Origin of the sequence: Citrobacter enshiensis (assembly GCF_029338175.1) — a bacterium.
GTDB classification, from domain to species: Bacteria; Pseudomonadota; Gammaproteobacteria; order Enterobacterales; family Enterobacteriaceae; genus Citrobacter_D; species Citrobacter_D enshiensis.
In genome coordinates this window covers 390,513-408,611 of sequence record NZ_CP119862.1, presented here as the reverse complement: position 1 = coordinate 408,611, position 18,099 = coordinate 390,513, and the positions used below count along the sequence as shown (strand labels likewise).

Annotated in this window: 35 protein-coding genes; 3 read left to right on the top strand and 32 right to left on the bottom strand. The window is 49.9% G+C overall.

Annotated elements, in window-relative coordinates; translation table 11 throughout:
* Positions 1-3: 3 nt before the first annotated feature.
* Both trkA and mscL read left to right on the top strand, forming a co-directional pair.
* Entirely contained in the window at positions 4-1,380 is a 1,377-nt protein-coding gene (gene trkA / locus P2W74_RS01955; protein WP_276293688.1) for a Trk system potassium transporter TrkA, read from the top strand.
* A gap of 146 nt (positions 1,381-1,526) precedes the next feature.
* Positions 1,527-1,940 (top strand): large-conductance mechanosensitive channel protein MscL, encoded by a 414-nt coding sequence (gene mscL, locus P2W74_RS01950; protein WP_276295284.1) that lies wholly within the window; start codon positions 1,527-1,529, stop codon positions 1,938-1,940.
* On the opposite strand, the gene P2W74_RS01945 is transcribed toward mscL, so the two are convergent.
* The 31 genes from P2W74_RS01945 to rpsJ all read right to left on the bottom strand — a co-directional run bounded on the left by P2W74_RS01945 (position 1,937) and on the right by rpsJ (position 16,778).
* Positions 1,937-2,155 carry an alternative ribosome-rescue factor A gene (locus tag P2W74_RS01945; protein ID WP_276293687.1) on the bottom strand — a complete coding sequence of 73 codons (219 nt, stop codon included), beginning with the start codon at positions 2,153-2,155 and terminating at the stop codon, positions 1,937-1,939. The two genes, mscL and P2W74_RS01945, sit on opposite strands and share 4 nt — an antisense overlap.
* Positions 2,156-2,210: 55 nt before the next feature.
* Positions 2,211-2,636, bottom strand: a complete 426-nt coding sequence (gene zntR / locus P2W74_RS01940; protein ID WP_276293686.1) for a Zn(2+)-responsive transcriptional regulator — start codon at positions 2,634-2,636, stop codon at positions 2,211-2,213.
* Positions 2,637-2,646: 10 nt separating this feature from the next.
* Positions 2,647-3,015, bottom strand: coding sequence for a DnaJ family domain-containing protein (locus P2W74_RS01935; RefSeq protein WP_276293685.1), 369 nt, complete (start codon positions 3,013-3,015; stop codon positions 2,647-2,649).
* A 107-nt stretch (positions 3,016-3,122) separates the two neighbouring features.
* Positions 3,123-3,509, bottom strand: coding sequence for a 50S ribosomal protein L17 (gene rplQ / locus P2W74_RS01930; protein WP_001216372.1), 387 nt, complete (start codon positions 3,507-3,509; stop codon positions 3,123-3,125).
* A gap of 40 nt (positions 3,510-3,549) precedes the next feature.
* A complete protein-coding gene (locus P2W74_RS01925) occupies positions 3,550-4,539 on the bottom strand; it encodes a DNA-directed RNA polymerase subunit alpha (protein ID WP_001162094.1) in 990 nt (329 codons plus the stop codon).
* Between the two features lie 25 nt (positions 4,540-4,564).
* The gene (rpsD, locus tag P2W74_RS01920) at positions 4,565-5,185 is read right to left on the bottom strand and encodes a 30S ribosomal protein S4 (RefSeq protein WP_000135224.1); all 621 of its coding nucleotides are present in this window, start codon (positions 5,183-5,185) and stop codon (positions 4,565-4,567) included.
* A 33-nt stretch (positions 5,186-5,218) separates the two neighbouring features.
* Complete coding sequence (gene rpsK, locus P2W74_RS01915; RefSeq protein WP_001029684.1) at positions 5,219-5,608, bottom strand: 30S ribosomal protein S11; 390 nt, start codon at positions 5,606-5,608, stop codon at positions 5,219-5,221.
* A gap of 16 nt (positions 5,609-5,624) precedes the next feature.
* A complete protein-coding gene (gene rpsM / locus P2W74_RS01910) occupies positions 5,625-5,981 on the bottom strand; it encodes a 30S ribosomal protein S13 (RefSeq protein WP_003031135.1) in 357 nt (118 codons plus the stop codon).
* Positions 5,982-6,127: 146 nt separating this feature from the next.
* On the bottom strand, positions 6,128-6,244 hold the full coding sequence (rpmJ, locus tag P2W74_RS01905) for a 50S ribosomal protein L36 (protein ID WP_000868187.1): 117 nt from the start codon (positions 6,242-6,244) through the stop codon (positions 6,128-6,130).
* 31 nt (positions 6,245-6,275) lie between these two features.
* Complete coding sequence (gene secY, locus P2W74_RS01900; protein ID WP_001118864.1) at positions 6,276-7,607, bottom strand: preprotein translocase subunit SecY; 1,332 nt, start codon at positions 7,605-7,607, stop codon at positions 6,276-6,278.
* A gap of 7 nt (positions 7,608-7,614) precedes the next feature.
* Positions 7,615-8,049, bottom strand: coding sequence for a 50S ribosomal protein L15 (gene rplO, locus P2W74_RS01895; protein WP_162383474.1), 435 nt, complete (start codon positions 8,047-8,049; stop codon positions 7,615-7,617).
* A gap of 3 nt (positions 8,050-8,052) precedes the next feature.
* A complete protein-coding gene (gene rpmD, locus P2W74_RS01890) occupies positions 8,053-8,232 on the bottom strand; it encodes a 50S ribosomal protein L30 (protein ID WP_001140434.1) in 180 nt (59 codons plus the stop codon).
* A 3-nt stretch (positions 8,233-8,235) separates the two neighbouring features.
* Positions 8,236-8,739: a 30S ribosomal protein S5 gene (rpsE, locus tag P2W74_RS01885; protein WP_003031131.1), complete on the bottom strand. Its 504-nt coding sequence runs from the start codon at positions 8,737-8,739 to the stop codon at positions 8,236-8,238.
* A gap of 14 nt (positions 8,740-8,753) precedes the next feature.
* Positions 8,754-9,107, bottom strand: coding sequence for a 50S ribosomal protein L18 (rplR, locus tag P2W74_RS01880; RefSeq protein ID WP_000358956.1), 354 nt, complete (start codon positions 9,105-9,107; stop codon positions 8,754-8,756).
* 9 nt (positions 9,108-9,116) lie between these two features.
* On the bottom strand, positions 9,117-9,650 hold the full coding sequence (gene rplF, locus P2W74_RS01875) for a 50S ribosomal protein L6 (RefSeq protein WP_162383475.1): 534 nt from the start codon (positions 9,648-9,650) through the stop codon (positions 9,117-9,119).
* 12 nt (positions 9,651-9,662) lie between these two features.
* A complete protein-coding gene (gene rpsH, locus P2W74_RS01870) occupies positions 9,663-10,055 on the bottom strand; it encodes a 30S ribosomal protein S8 (protein WP_003031127.1) in 393 nt (130 codons plus the stop codon).
* A gap of 33 nt (positions 10,056-10,088) precedes the next feature.
* Positions 10,089-10,394: a 30S ribosomal protein S14 gene (gene rpsN / locus P2W74_RS01865; protein WP_012135425.1), complete on the bottom strand. Its 306-nt coding sequence runs from the start codon at positions 10,392-10,394 to the stop codon at positions 10,089-10,091.
* Positions 10,395-10,407: 13 nt separating this feature from the next.
* Positions 10,408-10,947, bottom strand: coding sequence for a 50S ribosomal protein L5 (gene rplE, locus P2W74_RS01860; RefSeq protein ID WP_003031123.1), 540 nt, complete (start codon positions 10,945-10,947; stop codon positions 10,408-10,410).
* A gap of 14 nt (positions 10,948-10,961) precedes the next feature.
* On the bottom strand, positions 10,962-11,276 hold the full coding sequence (rplX, locus tag P2W74_RS01855; RefSeq protein ID WP_003031122.1) for a 50S ribosomal protein L24: 315 nt from the start codon (positions 11,274-11,276) through the stop codon (positions 10,962-10,964).
* 10 nt (positions 11,277-11,286) lie between these two features.
* Positions 11,287-11,658 (bottom strand): 50S ribosomal protein L14, encoded by a 372-nt coding sequence (gene rplN / locus P2W74_RS01850; protein ID WP_000613954.1) that lies wholly within the window; start codon positions 11,656-11,658, stop codon positions 11,287-11,289.
* A 163-nt stretch (positions 11,659-11,821) separates the two neighbouring features.
* Complete coding sequence (gene rpsQ, locus P2W74_RS01845) at positions 11,822-12,076, bottom strand: 30S ribosomal protein S17 (RefSeq protein WP_017460070.1); 255 nt, start codon at positions 12,074-12,076, stop codon at positions 11,822-11,824.
* Positions 12,076-12,267: a 50S ribosomal protein L29 gene (rpmC, locus tag P2W74_RS01840; protein WP_000644742.1), complete on the bottom strand. Its 192-nt coding sequence runs from the start codon at positions 12,265-12,267 to the stop codon at positions 12,076-12,078. The genes rpsQ and rpmC overlap by 1 nt, the downstream gene beginning before the upstream one ends.
* Positions 12,267-12,677 carry a 50S ribosomal protein L16 gene (gene rplP, locus P2W74_RS01835; protein ID WP_000941212.1) on the bottom strand — a complete coding sequence of 137 codons (411 nt, stop codon included), beginning with the start codon at positions 12,675-12,677 and terminating at the stop codon, positions 12,267-12,269. The genes rpmC and rplP overlap by 1 nt, the downstream gene beginning before the upstream one ends.
* Before the next feature lie 12 nt (positions 12,678-12,689).
* Positions 12,690-13,391, bottom strand: coding sequence for a 30S ribosomal protein S3 (gene rpsC, locus P2W74_RS01830; protein ID WP_000529945.1), 702 nt, complete (start codon positions 13,389-13,391; stop codon positions 12,690-12,692).
* Between the two features lie 17 nt (positions 13,392-13,408).
* Entirely contained in the window at positions 13,409-13,741 is a 333-nt protein-coding gene (gene rplV, locus P2W74_RS01825; RefSeq protein WP_002919773.1) for a 50S ribosomal protein L22, read from the bottom strand.
* A 14-nt stretch (positions 13,742-13,755) separates the two neighbouring features.
* Positions 13,756-14,034 carry a 30S ribosomal protein S19 gene (rpsS, locus tag P2W74_RS01820; RefSeq protein WP_001138115.1) on the bottom strand — a complete coding sequence of 93 codons (279 nt, stop codon included), beginning with the start codon at positions 14,032-14,034 and terminating at the stop codon, positions 13,756-13,758.
* 16 nt (positions 14,035-14,050) lie between these two features.
* Positions 14,051-14,872, bottom strand: a complete 822-nt coding sequence (gene rplB, locus P2W74_RS01815; RefSeq protein WP_276293684.1) for a 50S ribosomal protein L2 — start codon at positions 14,870-14,872, stop codon at positions 14,051-14,053.
* Between the two features lie 17 nt (positions 14,873-14,889).
* Complete coding sequence (gene rplW / locus P2W74_RS01810) at positions 14,890-15,192, bottom strand: 50S ribosomal protein L23 (protein ID WP_004868363.1); 303 nt, start codon at positions 15,190-15,192, stop codon at positions 14,890-14,892.
* Entirely contained in the window at positions 15,189-15,794 is a 606-nt protein-coding gene (gene rplD / locus P2W74_RS01805; RefSeq protein ID WP_003031119.1) for a 50S ribosomal protein L4, read from the bottom strand. Before rplD ends, rplW begins: the two co-directional genes overlap by 4 nt.
* Before the next feature lie 10 nt (positions 15,795-15,804).
* Positions 15,805-16,434 carry a 50S ribosomal protein L3 gene (gene rplC, locus P2W74_RS01800; RefSeq protein WP_162383477.1) on the bottom strand — a complete coding sequence of 210 codons (630 nt, stop codon included), beginning with the start codon at positions 16,432-16,434 and terminating at the stop codon, positions 15,805-15,807.
* A gap of 32 nt (positions 16,435-16,466) precedes the next feature.
* Positions 16,467-16,778, bottom strand: a complete 312-nt coding sequence (rpsJ, locus tag P2W74_RS01795; RefSeq protein WP_001181005.1) for a 30S ribosomal protein S10 — start codon at positions 16,776-16,778, stop codon at positions 16,467-16,469.
* Positions 16,779-17,155: 377 nt separating this feature from the next.
* Here rpsJ and P2W74_RS01790 point away from each other — a divergent pair, with 377 nt between their 5' ends.
* Positions 17,156-17,635, top strand: a complete 480-nt coding sequence (locus tag P2W74_RS01790; protein ID WP_276293683.1) for a prepilin peptidase — start codon at positions 17,156-17,158, stop codon at positions 17,633-17,635.
* Here the strand turns inward: P2W74_RS01790 and bfr are convergent.
* Positions 17,619-18,095: a bacterioferritin gene (gene bfr / locus P2W74_RS01785; RefSeq protein WP_276293682.1), complete on the bottom strand. Its 477-nt coding sequence runs from the start codon at positions 18,093-18,095 to the stop codon at positions 17,619-17,621. The two genes, P2W74_RS01790 and bfr, sit on opposite strands and share 17 nt — an antisense overlap.
* Positions 18,096-18,099 lie beyond the last annotated feature (4 nt).

Below are 18,099 nucleotides of genomic sequence, written 5' to 3'. Positions count from 1 at the left end.
CTGATGAAAATTATCATTCTGGGCGCAGGGCAGGTTGGCGGTACGCTGGCTGAAAACCTGGTCGGAGAGAACAACGATATCACGGTGGTCGATACCAACGGTGAGCGCTTGCGTACTTTGCAGGACAAATTCGATCTTCGCGTTGTGCAAGGACACGGTTCCCATCCTCGTGTGCTGCGTGAAGCGGGAGCTGATGATGCAGACATGCTCGTCGCCGTTACCAGTTCCGATGAAACCAATATGGTCGCCTGTCAGGTCGCCTATTCTCTCTTCAACACTCCGAATCGTATTGCACGAATTCGCTCGCCAGATTATGTCCGCGATGCGGATAAGCTGTTCCATTCCGAAGCGGTTCCTATCGATCATCTCATCGCTCCAGAACAATTAGTCATTGATAATATCTATCGATTGATTGAATATCCTGGCGCATTACAAGTGGTCAATTTCGCGGAAGGCAAAGTCAGCCTGGCAGTGGTAAAAGCGTATTATGGCGGCCCACTGATTGGAAACGCGTTATCCACAATGCGCGAACATATGCCGCATATTGATACCCGTGTTGCGGCAATTTTTCGTCATGACAGACCGATTCGTCCGCAAGGATCCACGATTGTCGAAGCGGGTGACGAAGTCTTCTTTATCGCTGCGTCTCAGCACATTCGTGCGGTGATGAGTGAATTGCAACGCCTGGAAAAACCCTACAAGCGCATCATGCTGGTTGGTGGCGGTAATATCGGCGCAGGACTTGCGCGCCGTCTGGAAAAAGATTACAGCGTGAAGTTGATTGAACGTAATCAGCAACGTGCAGCCGAGCTTGCCGAGAAACTACAGAATACGATCGTCTTCTTTGGCGATGCGTCGGATCAGGAATTGTTGGCGGAAGAACATATCGATCAAGTCGATCTATTCATCGCAGTCACCAACGATGATGAAGCCAATATTATGTCGGCGATGCTCGCCAAACGAATGGGGGCTAAAAAGGTGATGGTGCTGATTCAGCGCCGTGCTTATGTCGACCTTGTTCAGGGCAGCGTGATTGATATTGCGATTTCACCGCAGCAGGCAACAATATCCGCACTTCTCAGTCACGTACGTAAAGCTGACATTGTCGGGGTTTCTTCATTGCGCCGTGGCGTTGCGGAGGCCATAGAGGCTGTGGCACACGGTGATGAGACGACTTCCCGCGTCGTGGGTCGCGTGATCGATGAAATAAAACTGCCACCGGGAACGATCATTGGTGCGGTTGTCAGAGGGAATGATGTCATGATCGCCAACGATAACCTGCGTATTGAACAGGGCGATCATGTCATTATGTTCCTGACAGACAAAAAGTTTATTACCGACGTTGAACGTTTATTCCAGCCAAGTCCGTTCTTCCTGTAATTAAAAAAGGGCACCATTTCGGTGCCTTTTTTAATTCCCTTTATTTATCAAGGTTTAATTTATTTTCCTAAAGAGAATATCCTTAAATGGAAAATACCTTAACATTTGTTAAACTTAGACTCGTCAGTCTGCTTAGGGAGAATAAAATGAGCATAATTAAAGAGTTTCGCGAATTCGCGATGCGCGGGAATGTTGTGGATTTGGCAGTGGGTGTCATTATTGGTGCGGCATTCGGTAAAATTGTTTCATCACTGGTTGCCGATATCATCATGCCCCCTCTGGGATTATTAATTGGTGGGATCGACTTTAAACAATTTGCTGTCACACTGCGTGCTGCACAGGGAGATATCCCAGCGGTCGTCATGCATTATGGTGTGTTTATCCAGAACATCTTTGATTTTGTTATTGTTGCGTTTGCCATCTTTATGGCGATCAAACTGATCAATAACCTCAATCGTAGTAAGAAAGAAGAACCGGCTGCGGCACCTGCACCGACAAAAGAAGAAGTGTTGCTTACCGAAATTCGCGACCTGCTGAAAGAACAAAATACGCGTTCTTAACACGTCGCTGAAAGCAGAAGGCCAGTGGTAAGAAAGTAATTCACGCTCTTGCCACTGGCCTCCCAGTTACCCCGATTACCATGCTTGCCCTTTCGCAAATAACTTCCTTTCCCTTTTTTATTTTTTTCTACGCGCTGCCTGAACAAAGGGTCATGCAGTAATGCCTCAATAGCATTGTCCTTTATCTGCCCTTTCGTGTGCTGATAACGACTCATAATTTCTCCAGTTATCTGTTTTACGGCGCGAGTGTAAGCGCCCCCGTTCAATAAATCAACATCCCGTTTTTACTCCGCTGGCTCCCTGTTCAAGGGCCTCCAGAATCGAACAATACACGCTACTGTGCGCCTTGCCACAGCAGGCATCATTGAGTCTTTGCAATGAACGCTGCATAGTTTGCAGTTCTGCTATTCTGGCTTCCACTTCTTTCAGTCGCTCCTGCACAATCCCCTTTGATTCCTGACATGTGTGATGTTCCGGATCAACACGGATCGAAAGGAGCTCGCGGATCGACTCAAGCGTAAAACCAAGTTGGCGCGCATAACGAATAAATTTAAGCCGCTGGAGATCGCTTTCGGTATAAAGCCGAAATCCTCCTTCGGTGCGCACAAAATGCTCCATCATTTGCTGCTTTTCATAATAGCGGATGGTATCAGGGGTCACTTCCGCCAGCTTTGCCAGTTCACCAATGCGGTACATAAGAACTCCGTTATTGATCGTTGATTTTATGCATCAGTTTATCCGCATATTCTCCGCGTAAAAACTCAGTACTCAAACCAGCCTGTCTCAGTTTTAACTCGAGCAATGACAGACGTCGGCTGATCTCCTGATACTGCGGGTCGTCCTGCCTGATACCTTTGAGTATATCAAGTAACTGGATGGCCTCTCTGCGTTGTTCCAGTTCAGGAGGCAGGCATCCTGCATTTTTTAATAAGCGATAACCAACACGAAGATCGTCTGGGACATGCGAGTCATCGTCAAGAATAAGCGCTTTACCGCTACCAGGAAGGTTATCAAACTCGCCTTTGGATTGTGCATCGACAATATGGCGCTCTGCCCACTGGTCAAGTAACCACATACAACACTCCAGGGGATGAACAAAAAGAGTACAGATATTGTAGGCAAGTGGGGATACAACGGATATAAAAAAACCCGCCGGGGCGGGTTTTCTTACGTTACTACAGATTACTCTGCAGCAGCTTCTGCTTTCGACTCAGAGCGATCAACCAGCTCGATGTATGCCATCGGCGCGTTGTCGCCTGCACGGAAGCCACACTTCAGAATGCGAGTGTAACCACCGGCGCGGCTCGCGAAACGCGGGCCCAGCTCGTTAAACAGTTTTGCCACGATCTCGTTATCACGAGTGCGGGCGAATGCCAGACGACGATTAGCTACGCTATCAGTCTTGGCAAGAGTAATCAGCGGCTCAACTACGCGGCGCAGCTCTTTCGCTTTAGGCAGGGTCGTCTTGATGATTTCATGACGAACCAGTGAACCTGCCATGTTGCGGAACATTGCCTGGCGATGGCTGCTGTTGCGGTTCAGTTGACGACCACTCTTACGATGGCGCATGACCTTATCCTTCTCAGTAAAACCTTAACCTGTGATCCGGTTACTCGTCAGCGATGCTTGCCGGTGGCCAGTTTTCCAGGCGCATGCCCAGAGACAGTCCACGGGAAGCCAGCACGTCTTTAATCTCAGTAAGAGATTTTTTACCAAGGTTAGGCGTCTTAAGAAGCTCAACCTCAGTACGCTGTACCAGATCACCGATATAGTGGATAGCTTCTGCTTTAAGGCAGTTAGCAGAGCGGACAGTCAATTCCAGATCGTCAACAGGGCGCAGCAGGATCGGATCGAATTCTGGTTTCTCTTCTTTCACTTCCGGCTGACGTACATCACGTAAGTCAACAAAAGCTTCCAGTTGTTCAGCCAGAATGGTTGCCGCACGACGAATCGCCTCTTCAGGATCGATTGTGCCGTTGGTTTCCATTTCGATGACCAGCTTGTCCAGGTCGGTACGCTGTTCTACACGCGCTGCTTCAACATTGTAGGCAATACGCTCTACAGGGCTGTAGCATGCGTCGACCAGCAGACGGCCGATTGGGCGCTCATCTTCTTCCGAATGAATTCGGGTAGAAGCCGGCACATAACCACGACCGCGCTGAACTTTGATACGCATGCTAATAGACGCGTTCTCATCGGTCAGGTGGCAGATCACGTGCTGCGGCTTGACGATTTCGACATCCCCATCATGGGTGATATCGGCTGCAGTCACAGGGCCAATGCCAGATTTATTCAAGGTAAGAATAACTTCATCTTTACCCTGAACTCTCACCGCCAGCCCTTTCAGGTTGAGCAGGATTTCCAGGATATCTTCCTGAACGCCTTCTTTGGTGCTGTACTCATGTAGTACACCATCAATCTCAACCTCGGTCACCGCGCAACCCGGCATCGATGAGAGCAGAATACGGCGCAGTGCGTTACCCAGAGTATGGCCAAAGCCACGCTCTAAAGGCTCAAGGGTCACCTTGGCGTGCGTCGAACTCACTTGCTCGATATCTACCAGGCGCGGTTTTAGAAACTCTGTCACAGAACCCTGCATTGTGTCCTCTCTTTGGTACTAAGCTTTACTTGGAGTAAAGCTCGACGATCAGGTGTTCGTTAATGTCCGCAGACAGATCAGAACGCTCAGGCTTACGCTTAAACGTACCTTCCATCTTGCCAGCATCAACTTCCAGCCAGGTTGGCTTTTCACGCTGCTCAGCCAGCTCCAGAGCGGCTTTCACGCGAGACTGCTTCTTCGCTTTCTCACGAATGCTAACAACGTCATTCGGACTAACCTGATAAGAAGCGATGTTAACAACACGACCGTTTACCATAATTGCTTTATGGCTTACCAGCTGACGTGCTTCTGCACGAGTGGCGCCGAAGCCCATACGGTATACAACGTTGTCCAGACGACCTTCCAGCAGAGCCAACAGGTTTTCACCGGTGTTGCCTTTCAGACGTGCTGCTTCTTTGTAGTAGTTACGGAACTGACGCTCCAGCACACCGTAGATACGGCGAACTTTTTGCTTTTCACGCAACTGCACACCATAGTCAGACAGACGCGGTTTACGCGCACCGTGCTGGCCAGGAGCTTGTTCAATTTTACACTTGGTATCGATCGCGCGAACGCCAGACTTAAGGAATAAGTCGGTGCCCTCACGACGGCTCAGCTTGAGCTTAGGACCCAAATATCTTGCCATTTTCTTTCTCCAACAAACCTGGAAACGACAGCGTTATACGCGGCGTTTTTTCGGCGGACGACAACCGTTATGAGGGATCGGAGTCACATCAGTAATATTAGTGATGCGGAAACCAGCGGCGTTCAGTGCACGAATAGTAGATTCGCGACCTGGACCCGGTCCTTTGACCATAACTTCCAGATTCTTGATGCCGTATTCTTTTACGGCGTCAGCGCAACGCTCTGCTGCAACCTGAGCTGCAAACGGAGTGGATTTGCGAGAACCACGGAAACCGGAACCACCGGCTGTTGCCCAACCCAGCGCGTTACCCTGACGATCAGTGATAGTCACGATGGTGTTGTTGAAAGAAGCATGGATATGAGCCACGCCGTCAGAGACTTGTTTTCTTACACGTTTACGTGCACGAATTGGTGCCTTTGCCATTATTCAATCACCCCGATTATTTCTTGATCGGTTTGCGCGGACCCTTACGGGTACGTGCGTTGGTCTTGGTACGCTGACCGCGAACCGGGAGACCACGACGATGACGCAAACCGCGATAGCAACCAAGGTCCATAAGGCGCTTGATGCTCATGCTAACTTCACGGCGCAGATCACCTTCAACGACAAATTTGGCAACTTCGTCACGCAGCGTGTCGATTTGTTCTTCAGACAGCTCACTGATCTTAACATCTTCAGCGATACCCGCTGCAGCCAAAATGGCCTTGGAACGGGTCTTGCCGACGCCGTAGATCGAAGTTAATGCGATCACAGCATGTTTTTGATCAGGAATGTTAATGCCTGCTATACGGGCCACTATGCACTCCTACTATTTAATATGTACGCACCATGCTGAAAAGCCCGTTTTCAGGATACTCAAATGGAAACGCACAGACATACAAAAGATTGGCTGGCTAATCTAGCCAGCTCAACCCAACTTTGCAAGAAAAATATGCGAATAAATCAGCCTTGGCGCTGTTTATGCTTCGGCTCGGCACTGCAAATCACACGGATGACACCATCACGCTTAACGATTTTGCAGTTACGGCATAATTTCTTGACGGAAGCACGAACTTTCATTTTTACTCTCCGTAACTTCTCGGGCGACCAATTATCGGCCGTAGCCTTTCAGGTTCGCCTTCTTCAATGCAGACTCGTACTGACTTGACATCATCAGAGTTTGCACTTGAGCCATAAAGTCCATAATCACGACAACAACGATAAGCAGTGAGGTCCCACCGAAGTAGAACGGTACTTTCATTGCATCACGCATGAACTCCGGGATCAGGCAGATAAAGGTAATGTAGAGCGCACCAACCAGGGTCAGGCGGGTCATTACTTTATCGATATACTTCGCCGTTTGCTCTCCCGGACGAATTCCTGGTACAAATGCACCGGACTTCTTCAGGTTATCTGCTGTTTCACGCGGGTTGAAAACCAACGCCGTGTAGAAGAAACAGAAGAAGATGATTGCAGACGCATAGAGTAACACATAAAGCGGTTGCCCAGGCTGCAAATACAGCGAAATTGTTGTCAGCCAGTTCCAACCGGTTCCGCCCCCGAACCATGACGCGATGGTTGCTGGGAACAGAATGATACTGGAAGCGAAGATTGCCGGGATGACCCCCGCCATATTCACTTTCAGCGGTAAATGTGTGCTCTGTGCAGCATAGACACGACGACCTTGCTGACGTTTTGCGTAGTTTACCACAATGCGGCGTTGACCACGCTCAACAAATACAACAAAGAACGTCACTGCAAATACTAATACTGCAACCAACAGCAACACGAGGAAGTGCAGGTCGCCTTGACGCGCTTGCTCGATAGTATGGGCAATGGCTGGCGGGAGTCCCGCAACAATACCAGCGAAGATAATGATCGAGATACCGTTGCCGATACCACGCTCAGTAATCTGTTCGCCGAGCCACATCAGGAACATGGTCCCTGTAACCAGACTCACAACAGCGGTGAAATAGAATGCAAAGCCTGGATTCATTACCAGGCCCTGCATACCAGGCATATTCGGCAGACCGGTAGCAATACCGATCGACTGGAATATTGCCAGCACCAGAGTACCGTAGCGGGTGTACTGGCTGATCTTACGACGACCAGACTCCCCTTCTTTCTTGATTTCTGCCAACGTTGGGTGAACCACCGTCAGCAGCTGGATAATAATGGATGCCGAAATATACGGCATGATACCCAGAGCAAAGATAGAAGCACGGCTGAGAGCACCACCAGAGAACATGTTGAACATTTCAATGATGGTGCCTCGCTGTTGCTCAAGCAGTTTGGCAAGTACAGCGGCATCAATACCAGGGATCGGAATGAAAGAGCCAATACGGAACACAATCAGCGCGCCGATTACAAACAGCAGTCTGCGTTTCAGCTCGCCTAAGCCACCTTTGGCACTTTGAAAATCTAATCCCGGTTGTTTAGCCATCTGCTACTTATTCCTCGATTTTACCGCCAGCAGCTTCGATAGCAGCACGAGCGCCTTTAGTAACACGCAGGCCACGAACAGTTACCGGAGTAGAAACTTCACCAGCCAGGATCACTTTCGCGAACTCGATCTGGATACCGATAATGTTAGCCGCTTTCAGCGTGTTCAGGTCTACAACGCCGCCTTCTACTTTAGCCAGGTCAGACAGACGAACTTCGGCTGTAATCGCTGCTTTACGAGAAGTGAAGCCGAATTTCGGCAGACGACGGTACAGAGGCATCTGACCACCCTCGAAACCGCGACGTACGCCACCGCCAGAACGAGACTTCTGACCTTTGTGACCACGACCACCGGTTTTACCGAGGCCAGAACCGATACCACGACCCAGGCGTTTGCCCGCCTTTTTGGAGCCTTCGGCCGGAGACAGAGTATTTAAACGCATCTCTTACTCCTCAACTTTAACCATGAAGGAAACCGCGTTGACCATACCACGAACAGCAGGAGTATCCTCGCGTTCTACGGTGTGACCAATACGACGCAGACCCAGGCCAAGCAGCGTTGCCTTGTGTTTCGGCAGACGACCGATTGCACTGCGGGTTTGAGTAATTTTAATAGTCTTTGCCATGGTTTATTTCCCCAGAATTTCTTCAACGGATTTACCACGCTTGGCAGCGACCATTTCCGGAGATTTCATATTTTCCAGGCCATCGATAGTTGCACGAACCACGTTAATCGGGTTGGTGGAACCATACGCTTTAGCCAGAACGTTACGAACTCCAGCGACTTCCAGGACGGCGCGCATTGCACCACCGGCGATAATACCGGTACCTTCGGAAGCCGGCTGCATGAATACACGAGAACCCGTGTGAGTACCCTTAACCGGGTGCTGCAGGGTGCCGTGGTTCAGCGCGACGTTAATCATATTGCGACGGGCTTTTTCCATCGCTTTCTGGATCGCTGCCGGAACTTCGCGTGCTTTACCGTAACCAAAACCAACGCGGCCATTACCATCACCAACAACAGTCAGAGCTGTGAAGGAGAAAATACGACCACCTTTAACGGTTTTAGATACGCGGTTTACCGCGATCAGCTTTTCCTGCAGTTCGCCAGCTTGTTTTTCGATGTGAGCCATCTTACACCTCTACCTTAGAACTGAAGGCCAGCTTCACGGGCAGCATCTGCCAGTGCCTGGACACGACCATGATATTGGAACCCGGAACGGTCAAAGGAAACATCTTTGATGCCTTTTTCCAGAGCGCGTTCGGCAACAGCTTTACCCACAGCTGCAGCAGCGTCTTTGTTACCGGTGTACTTCAGTTGTTCAGCGATAGCTTTTTCTACAGTAGAAGCAGCTACCAGAACTTCAGAACCGTTCGGTGCAATTACCTGTGCGTAAATATGACGCGGGGTACGATGTACCACCAGGCGAGTTGCGCCCAGCTCTTTGAGCTTGCGGCGTGCGCGGGTCGCACGACGGATACGAGCAGATTTCTTATCCATAGTGTTACCTTACTTCTTCTTAGCCTCTTTGGTACGCACGACTTCGTCGGCGTAACGAACACCCTTGCCTTTATAAGGCTCAGGACGACGGTAGGCGCGCAGATCTGCTGCAACCTGACCGATCACCTGCTTATCAGCGCCTTTCAGCACGATTTCAGTTTGAGTCGGACATTCTGCAGTAATCCCTGCCGGCAGCTCATGATCAACAGGGTGAGAGAAACCCAGAGACAGGTTTACTACATTCCCTTTGACCGCTGCACGATAACCTACACCAACCAGCTGCAGCTTCTTAGTGAAGCCTTCGGTAACACCGATAACCATTGAGTTCAGCAGGGCACGCGCGGTACCAGCCTGAGCCCAACCGTCTGCGTAACCATCACGCGGACCGAAGGTCAGTGCATTATCTGCATGATTAACTTCAACAGCATCGTTGAGAGTACGAGTCAGCTCGCCGTTTTTACCTTTGATCGTAATAACCTGACCGTTGATTTTTACATCAACGCCGGCAGGAACAACGACCGGTGCTTTAGCAACACGAGACATTTTTTCCTCCGATTAGGCTACGTAGCAGATAATTTCGCCACCAAGACCAGCTTGGCGCGCTGCACGATCAGTCATAACACCTTTAGAGGTAGAAACAACTGCGATACCCATGCCGGCCATAACTTTCGGCAGCTCATCTTTACGTTTGTAGATGCGCAGACCTGGGCGGCTGACACGCTGAATGCTTTCTACAACAGCTTTACCCTGGAAATACTTAAGAGTCAGTTCCAGTTCCGGCTTGGTGTCGCCTTCAACTTTAAAATCTTCAATAAAACCTTCTTCCTTCAGCACGTTGGCAATTGCCACTTTCAGCTTGGAGGAAGGCATGGTGACCGCAGCTTTGTTCGCGGCCTGACCGTTACGGATACGGGTCAGCATATCCGCGATCGGATCTTGCATGCTCATCTGTCTTTACTCCCGTGATTCAATTGGTGACAATTACCAGCTAGCCTTTTTCAAGCCTGGCACTTCACCGCGCATGGCGGCTTCACGCAGCTTAATACGGCTCAACCCGAACTTGCCCACATAACCATGTGGACGACCTGTTTGACGGCAGCGGTTACGCTGACGAGACGGGCTGGAATCACGCGGCAGAGTCTGCAGCTTAAGAACGGCATTCCAACGATCTTCGTCGGAAGCGTTCACATCAGAGATGATCGCTTTCAGTTCAGCGCGTTTCGCGAAGTATTTATCAGCTAAAGCTACGCGTTTTACTTCGCGTGCTTTCATTGATTGCTTAGCCATTAGTAACCCTACCTTACTTGCGGAACGGGAAGTCAAAGGCAGCCAGCAGAGCACGGCCTTCTTCGTCAGATTTCGCAGTAGTGGTAATGGTAATATCCAAACCACGCACGCGGTCGACTTTATCGTAGTCGATTTCTGGGAAGATGATCTGCTCACGGACACCCATGCTGTAGTTACCACGACCGTCGAAAGACTTAGCAGACAAGCCACGGAAGTCACGGATACGTGGAACAGCAATAGTGATCAGGCGCTCAAAGAACTCCCACATGCGTTCGCCACGCAGAGTTACTTTACAGCCGATCGGATAGCCCTGACGGATTTTGAAGCCTGCAACTGATTTGCGTGCTTTGGTGATCAGCGGTTTTTGACCGGAGATTGCTGTCAGATCAGCTGCTGCGTTATCCAGCAGTTTCTTGTCAGCGATCGCTTCACCAACACCCATGTTCAGGGTGATCTTCTCGACCCGAGGGACTTGCATGACAGAATTGTAGTTAAACTCAGTCATGAGTTTAGCGACTACTTCGTCTTTGTAGTAATCATGCAGTTTCGCCATCGTACTACTCCAAATTACTTGATAGTTTCGCTGTTAGATTTAAAGAAACGGACTTTTTTGCCGTCTTCGAATCTAAAGCCTACACGGTCGGCCTTGCCGGTTGCCGCGTTGAAGATAGCAAGGTTAGAGATCTGAATAGCTGCTTCTTTCTCTACGATGCCGCCTGGTTGGTTCAGGGCCGGAACCGGCTTCTGATGTTTCTTAACCAGGTTGATACCTTCAACAATGACCTTGCCGGAAGACAGGACATTTTTTACTTTACCGCGTTTACCTTTATCTTTACCGGTTAACACGATAACTTCGTCATCACGACGGATTTTCGCTGCCATGATTCGCTCCTTAGAGTACTTCTGGTGCCAGAGAGATAATTTTCATGAACTTCTCGTTACGAAGTTCACGAGTTACCGGCCCAAAAATACGCGTACCGATGGGTTGCTCACTATTATTGTTTAAAATAACGCATGCATTACCATCGAAGCGAATGACAGAACCGTCCGGGCGACGAACACCCTTCTTGGTGCGCACCACTACCGCCTTCAGCACATCACCTTTTTTGACCTTACCACGCGGAATTGCTTCTTTGATGGTGATCTTGATGATGTCGCCTACGCCTGCGTAGCGACGGTGCGAGCCACCCAGAACCTTGATACACATTACGCGACGTGCACCGGAGTTGTCGGCGACGTTCAGCATAGTCTGTTCTTGGATCATTTTAGTGCTCCGCTAATGTCAACTACTACTGAGACCCGAAAATCAGGTCGTTAAAAAAGCCCCATATCGGGGGCGCGGCATTATAACACCGCTCAAACGATATGGGTAGAAAAAATAAACGGCTCATTACTGAGCCGTTTATTCGTTGAGAATGCTTACTGTATTACAGAATCGCTTTCTCTACAACGCGAACCAGCGTCCAGGACTTAGTCTTAGACAGCGGACGGCATTCGCGGATTTCAACCACGTCACCAGTACCGCATTCGTTGTTCTCGTCATGTACGTGCAGTTTGGTCGTACGCTTAATGAATTTACCGTAGATCGGGTGTTTCACAAAACGTTCGATAGCAACAACAATGGATTTCTCCATTTTGTCGCTAACAACGCGACCTTGCAGAGTACGGATTTTATCGGTCATTACGCACCCGCCTTCTCAGTCAGTAAAGTCTTAACGCGCGCGACATCACGACGCACTTGCTTCAACAGGTGAGACTGTTGCAGCTGGCCACTTGCTGCCTGCATACGCAGGTTGAACTGCTCACGCAGCAGATTCAGCAGCTCGGTGTTCAGCTCTTCAACACTCTTCTCACGCAGCTCTTTTGCTTTCATTACATCACCGTCTTAGTTACAAAGGTGGTTTTAATCGGCAGTTTCGCTGCTGCCAGCTTGAATGCTTCACGGGCCAGCTCTTCCGGTACGCCGTCCATTTCATACAGGACTTTACCCGGCTGAATCAAGGCAACCCAATACTCCACGTTACCTTTACCTTTACCCATACGCACTGCCAGCGGCTTTTCAGTGATCGGTTTGTCCGGGAATACACGGATCCAGATCTTACCTTGACGCTTAACTGCACGGGTCATAGCACGACGTGCTGCTTCGATCTGACGGGCAGTCAGACGACCACGGCCAACAGCTTTCAGACCGAAGCTGCCGAAGCTAACATCCGTACCCTGCGCCAGACCGCGGTTACGGCCTTTGTGCATTTTACGGAATTTTGTACGCTTTGGTTGTAACATCAGCGACGCTCCTTATTTACGGCCTTTACGCTGCTGCTTTTTAGGTTGCGCAGCCGGTTTTTCCGGTTGTTCAACAGCAGCCATACCACCCAGGATCTCGCCTTTGAAGATCCACACTTTTACGCCGATTACACCGTAAGTGGTGTGCGCTTCAGAGGTGTTGTAGTCGATGTCAGCACGCAGAGTGTGCAGAGGAACGCGACCTTCGCGGTACCATTCGGTACGAGCAATTTCCGCGCCGCCCAGACGGCCGCTAACTTCAACTTTAATACCTTTAGCGCCCAGACGCATTGCGTTCTGTACAGCACGCTTCATAGCACGACGGAACATAACGCGACGTTCCAGCTGAGAAGTGATGCTGTCAGCAACCAATTTTGCGTCCAGTTCAGGCTTACGCACTTCGGCGATATTGATCTGGGCAGGAACGCCAGCAATATCCGCTACGACTTTGCGCAGTTTTTCTACGTCTTCGCCTTTCTTACCGATAACGATACCCGGACGAGCGGTGTGAATGGTCACACGGATGCTCTTAGCCGGACGCTCGATAACGATACGAGATACAGACGCTTTAGCCAGTTCCTTAGTCAGGTACTGACGTACTTTAAAATCGCTGTCCAGGTTGTCAGCGAATTCTTTGGTGTTCGCAAACCAGGTTGAGTTCCATGGTTTTACAATACCCAGGCGAATACCATTAGGATGTACTTTCTGACCCATTGCTAGTCTCCAGAGTCTCAGCGATCGGACACAACCACAGTAATGTGGCTGGTGCGCTTCAGGATGCGATCTGCACGACCTTTTGCACGCGGCATAATGCGCTTCATGCTAGGGCCTTCGTCTACGAAAATTTTCGCAACTTTCAGATCGTCAATGTCAGCGCCATCGTTGTGTTCAGCGTTAGCAATGGCAGATTCCAGAACTTTCTTAACCAATACAGCCGCTTTCTTATTGGTGTAGGTCAGAATATCCAGGGCCTGCGACACTTTCTTACCGCGAATCAGGTCTGCAACAAGGCGAACCTTCTGAGCAGAAGAACGAGCATGGCGATGTTGAGCTAAAGTTTCCATCTCTTCCTCCTACCTTATTTCTTCTTCGCTTTTTTATCAGCAGCGTGGCCGCGATAAGTACGAGTCGGTGCGAATTCACCCAGTTTGTGACCGACCATTTCGTCGGAAACAAATACCGGAACGTGCTGACGACCATTATGGACAGCGATGGTCAAACCGATCATGTTAGGAAAGATCGTTGAACGACGGGACCAAGTGCGCAGGGGCTTCTTGTCTCCGCTTTCCACCGCTTTCTCTACCTTCTTCAGCAAGTGCAGGTCAATAAAAGGACCTTTCTTGAGAGAACGTGGCATGGCTTATCCTCTAAAATTATTTGCTACGGCGACGTACGATGAATTTATCAGTACGCTTGTTGCTGCGGGTCTTCTTACCTTTGGTCTGAACGCCCCACGGAGTTACCGGGTGCTTACCAAAGTTACGACCTTCACCACCACCATGTGGGTGGTCGACTGGGTTCATCGCAGTACCGCGAACGGTAGGACGAACACCACGCCAGCGTGCAGCACCTGCTTTACCCAGAACGCGCAGCATATGCTCAGCATTGCCAACTTCGCCCAGAGTTGCACGGCAGTCTGCTTCGACTTTACGCATTTCACCAGAACGCAGACGCAGGGTGACATAAGCACCATCACGAGCAACGATCTGAACGTAAGTACCAGCGGAACGTGCCAGCTGACCGCCTTTACCTGGTTTCATTTCTACGTTATGAACGGTAGAACCAACCGGGATATTGCGCATCGGCAGGGTGTTACCTGCTTTGATTGCAGCATCAACGCCAGACTGAACCTGGTCGCCAGCTTTCAGGCCTTTAGGGGCCAGGATGTAACGGCGTTCGCCATCTTTGTACAGAACCAGCGCGATGTTCGCGGAACGGTTCGGATCGTACTCAAGACGTTCAACAACTGCCGGGATACCATCTTTGTTGCGTTTGAAGTCAACCAGACGGTATGCCTGCTTGTGACCACCACCGATGTGACGAGTGGTGATGCGGCCATTGTTGTTACGACCACCGGATTTGCTGTTTTTTTCAACCAGCGGAGCAAAAGGTTTGCCCTTGTGCAGCTCTGGGTTGACCACTTTAACGACGTGGCGACGACCCGGAGATGTCGGTTTACATTTAACAACTGCCATTGTATTACTCCTCCGACTTACTCAGCGCCGCCGACGAAGTCCAGATTCTGGCCTTCCTTCAGGGTGACGTAAGCTTTTTTCCAGTCGCTACGACGACCGATACGCTGTCCGTGACGTTTAACTTTCCCTTTAACAACCAGGGTGTTAACGACTTCGACTTCGACTTCAAACAGTTTCTGCACAGCAGCTTTGATTTCTGCTTTGGTCGCGTCTTTAGCAACTTTGAGAACGATGGTATTGGTTTTTTCCATCGCAGCAGACGCTTTTTCAGAAACGTGCGGTGCACGCAGCACCTTCAGCAGACGTTCTTCACGAATCATGCCAGCATCTCCTCAACTTGCTTAACAGCATCAGCAGTCATTACGACTTTGTCGAAGGCGATCAGGCTAACCGGGTCGATACCCGTTGCATCGCGAACGTCAACCTTGTGCAGGTTACGTGCTGCGAGGAACAGATTCTCGTCCAGCTCACCGGTGATGATCAGCACATCTTCCAGAGCCATGTCTTTCAGTTTCTGTGCCAGCAGCTTAGTTTTAGGCGCTTCTACAGAGAATGATTCGACAACGATCAGACGATCCTGACGTACCAGTTCGGACAGAATGCTTTTCAGCGCGCCGCGGTACATCTTTTTGTTAACTTTTTGACTGTGGTCCTGCGGGCGTGCAGCGAAGGTTACGCCACCGGAACGCCAGATCGGGCTCTTGATAGAACCTGAACGCGCACGGCCGGTACCTTTCTGGCGCCACGGCTTTTTGCCTGAACCAGTTACTTCAGCACGAGTCTTCTGAGCACGAGTACCCTGACGAGCACCAGCTGCATAAGCAACAACAACCTGGTGAACCAGCGCTTCGTTGAAATCACGACCGAAGGTAGTTTCGGAAACAGTCAGCGCGCTCTGCGCGTCTTTCAATACTAATTCCATTGCTATCCCCTTACGCCTTCACAGCTGGTTTAACGATCAGGTCGCAACCGGTCGCACCCGGAACACCACCTTTAACCAGCAGCAGGTTGCGCTCAGCGTCAACGCGTACTACGTCAAGGCTCTGAACGGTGACACGCTCGTTACCCATCTGACCTGCCATTTTCTTGCCTTTGAACACTTTGCCCGGAGTCTGGTTCTGACCGATAGAACCCGGAACGCGGTGAGACAAGGAGTTACCGTGAGTAGCGTCCTGGGTACGGAAGTTCCAGCGCTTAACGGTACCAGCAAAACCTTTACCTTTAGAGGTACCGGTTACGTCAACTTTTTTAACGTCAGCAAACAGTTCAACGCTAATGCTCTGACCTACGGTGAATTCTTCACCATCTGCCAGACGGAACTCCCACAGGCCGCGGCCAGCTTCTACGCCAGCTTTAGCAAAGTGACCAGCTTCCGGCTTAGTTACACGGTTAGCTTTTTTAGCACCGGTGGTAACCTGAACAGCACGGTAGCCATCGTTAGCCAGGTCTTTAACCTGAGTAACGCGGTTTGCTTCAACTTCGATTACGGTTACTGGGATAGATACGCCATCTTCAGTGAAGATGCGGGTCATACCCACTTTTTTACCGACTAAACCAATCATTGTATCAACCTCTCAATCGCTCGATGACCTGATTAACCCAGGCTGATCTGCACGTCTACACCGGCAGCCAGGTCCAGACGCATCAGAGCATCAACGGTTTTTTCAGTTGGCTCAACGATGTCAACCAGACGCTTGTGAGTGCGAATTTCGTACTGATCACGCGCATCTTTGTTAACGTGCGGGGAGATCAGAACGGTAAAGCGCTCTTTGCGGGTCGGCAGCGGGATCGGACCACGAACTTGCGCACCAGTGCGCTTAGCAGTCTCGACGATTTCCGCGGTTGATTGATCGATCAGACGATGATCAAACGCTTTCAAACGGATACGGATTCTTTGGTTCTGCATGAGACCAGAGCTCCAATTATTTTATAGACGAAATAGTTACTCCTCAAACCCATTACGATTGATGGGAGAGTGTAACCGTTCTTACAGAGTTCCCCGATTGGGAACATTGTCTGGTATTGCTTTCGCAGTACCGGTGGCTCATATCGAACCGCTGTCAATATTAGACAAGCCCGCGCATTATACGTAAATCTCAGTCTTACGCAAGCGCCGCGTAGATATTAATCATTTTTCGGCAATGCGGGCGCCATTCCATCCTGTCTGTAAGAACTCCGCATTTCATTTTTTCTGCGGAACGGAGGAGACAAAGCAGCAGATACGACATTGCGTGAAAAGTTACCGCCGCTAAGGTGGTCTCACTGTCTACGCAGGAGTTATCCATGTACTCTGCTCTCCCTTTTCTGCTCACATACCTTTTTTTATCAGGACGTCTGTGGGTCACCGATTTGCGAACGGGTTTTTTACCCGATCGATTAACCTGCCCTCTACTTTGGAGCGGTCTCATTTATCATCAGCTTTTCCTGCCCGCACGCTTGCCCGATGCCCTATGGGGAGCCGTCGCTGGCTATGTCCTGTTCGCCCTTCTCTACTGGGGTTATCGTCTGGCTCGCCGACAAGAAGGATTGGGCTATGGTGATGTGAAGTTTCTTGCCGCCCTGGGCGCCTGGCATGAATGGCAGTCATTACCCATGCTGGTGTTTATTGCCGCGTTTTTGGCCTGCGCCGCAGTGGGGATGGATCTCTTCAGGGATGGTAAGGCTGTATTAAAAAACCCGCTGCCTTTTGGGCCATATATGGCGGCTGCGGGTTTTATCATGGGATGGGAAACACTGATGCCGATAGTTAGTCTGCGACTTTAATTTGTGATTGCAGGTAGTTTTGCAATCCAAGTTTCGAAATTAAATCCAGCTCTGTTTCCAGCCAGTCGATATGCCCTTCTTCATCTGCAAGAATTTCAATCATCATATCCCTGCTGACATAATCATGAACGGTATCTGCGTAAGCGATAGCTTCACGTAGATCCTTCGCGCCTTCAAGCTCCAGCCGAAGGTCGGATTGCAGCATTTCTTCGACATCTTCACCAATGCCTAACTTGCCGAGATCCTGCAAATTTGGAATGCCCTCCAAAAACAAGATACGCTCAATGTACTTATCAGCGTGTTTCATCTCATCAATGGATTCATGGTATTCGACATCATTGAGGCGAATCAGGCCCCAATTTTTAAACATACGAGCATGGAGAAAATACTGGTTGATCGCGACAAGCTCATTACCCAATAGTTTATTGAGATAACTTATGATTTTAACATCACCTTTCATTTTA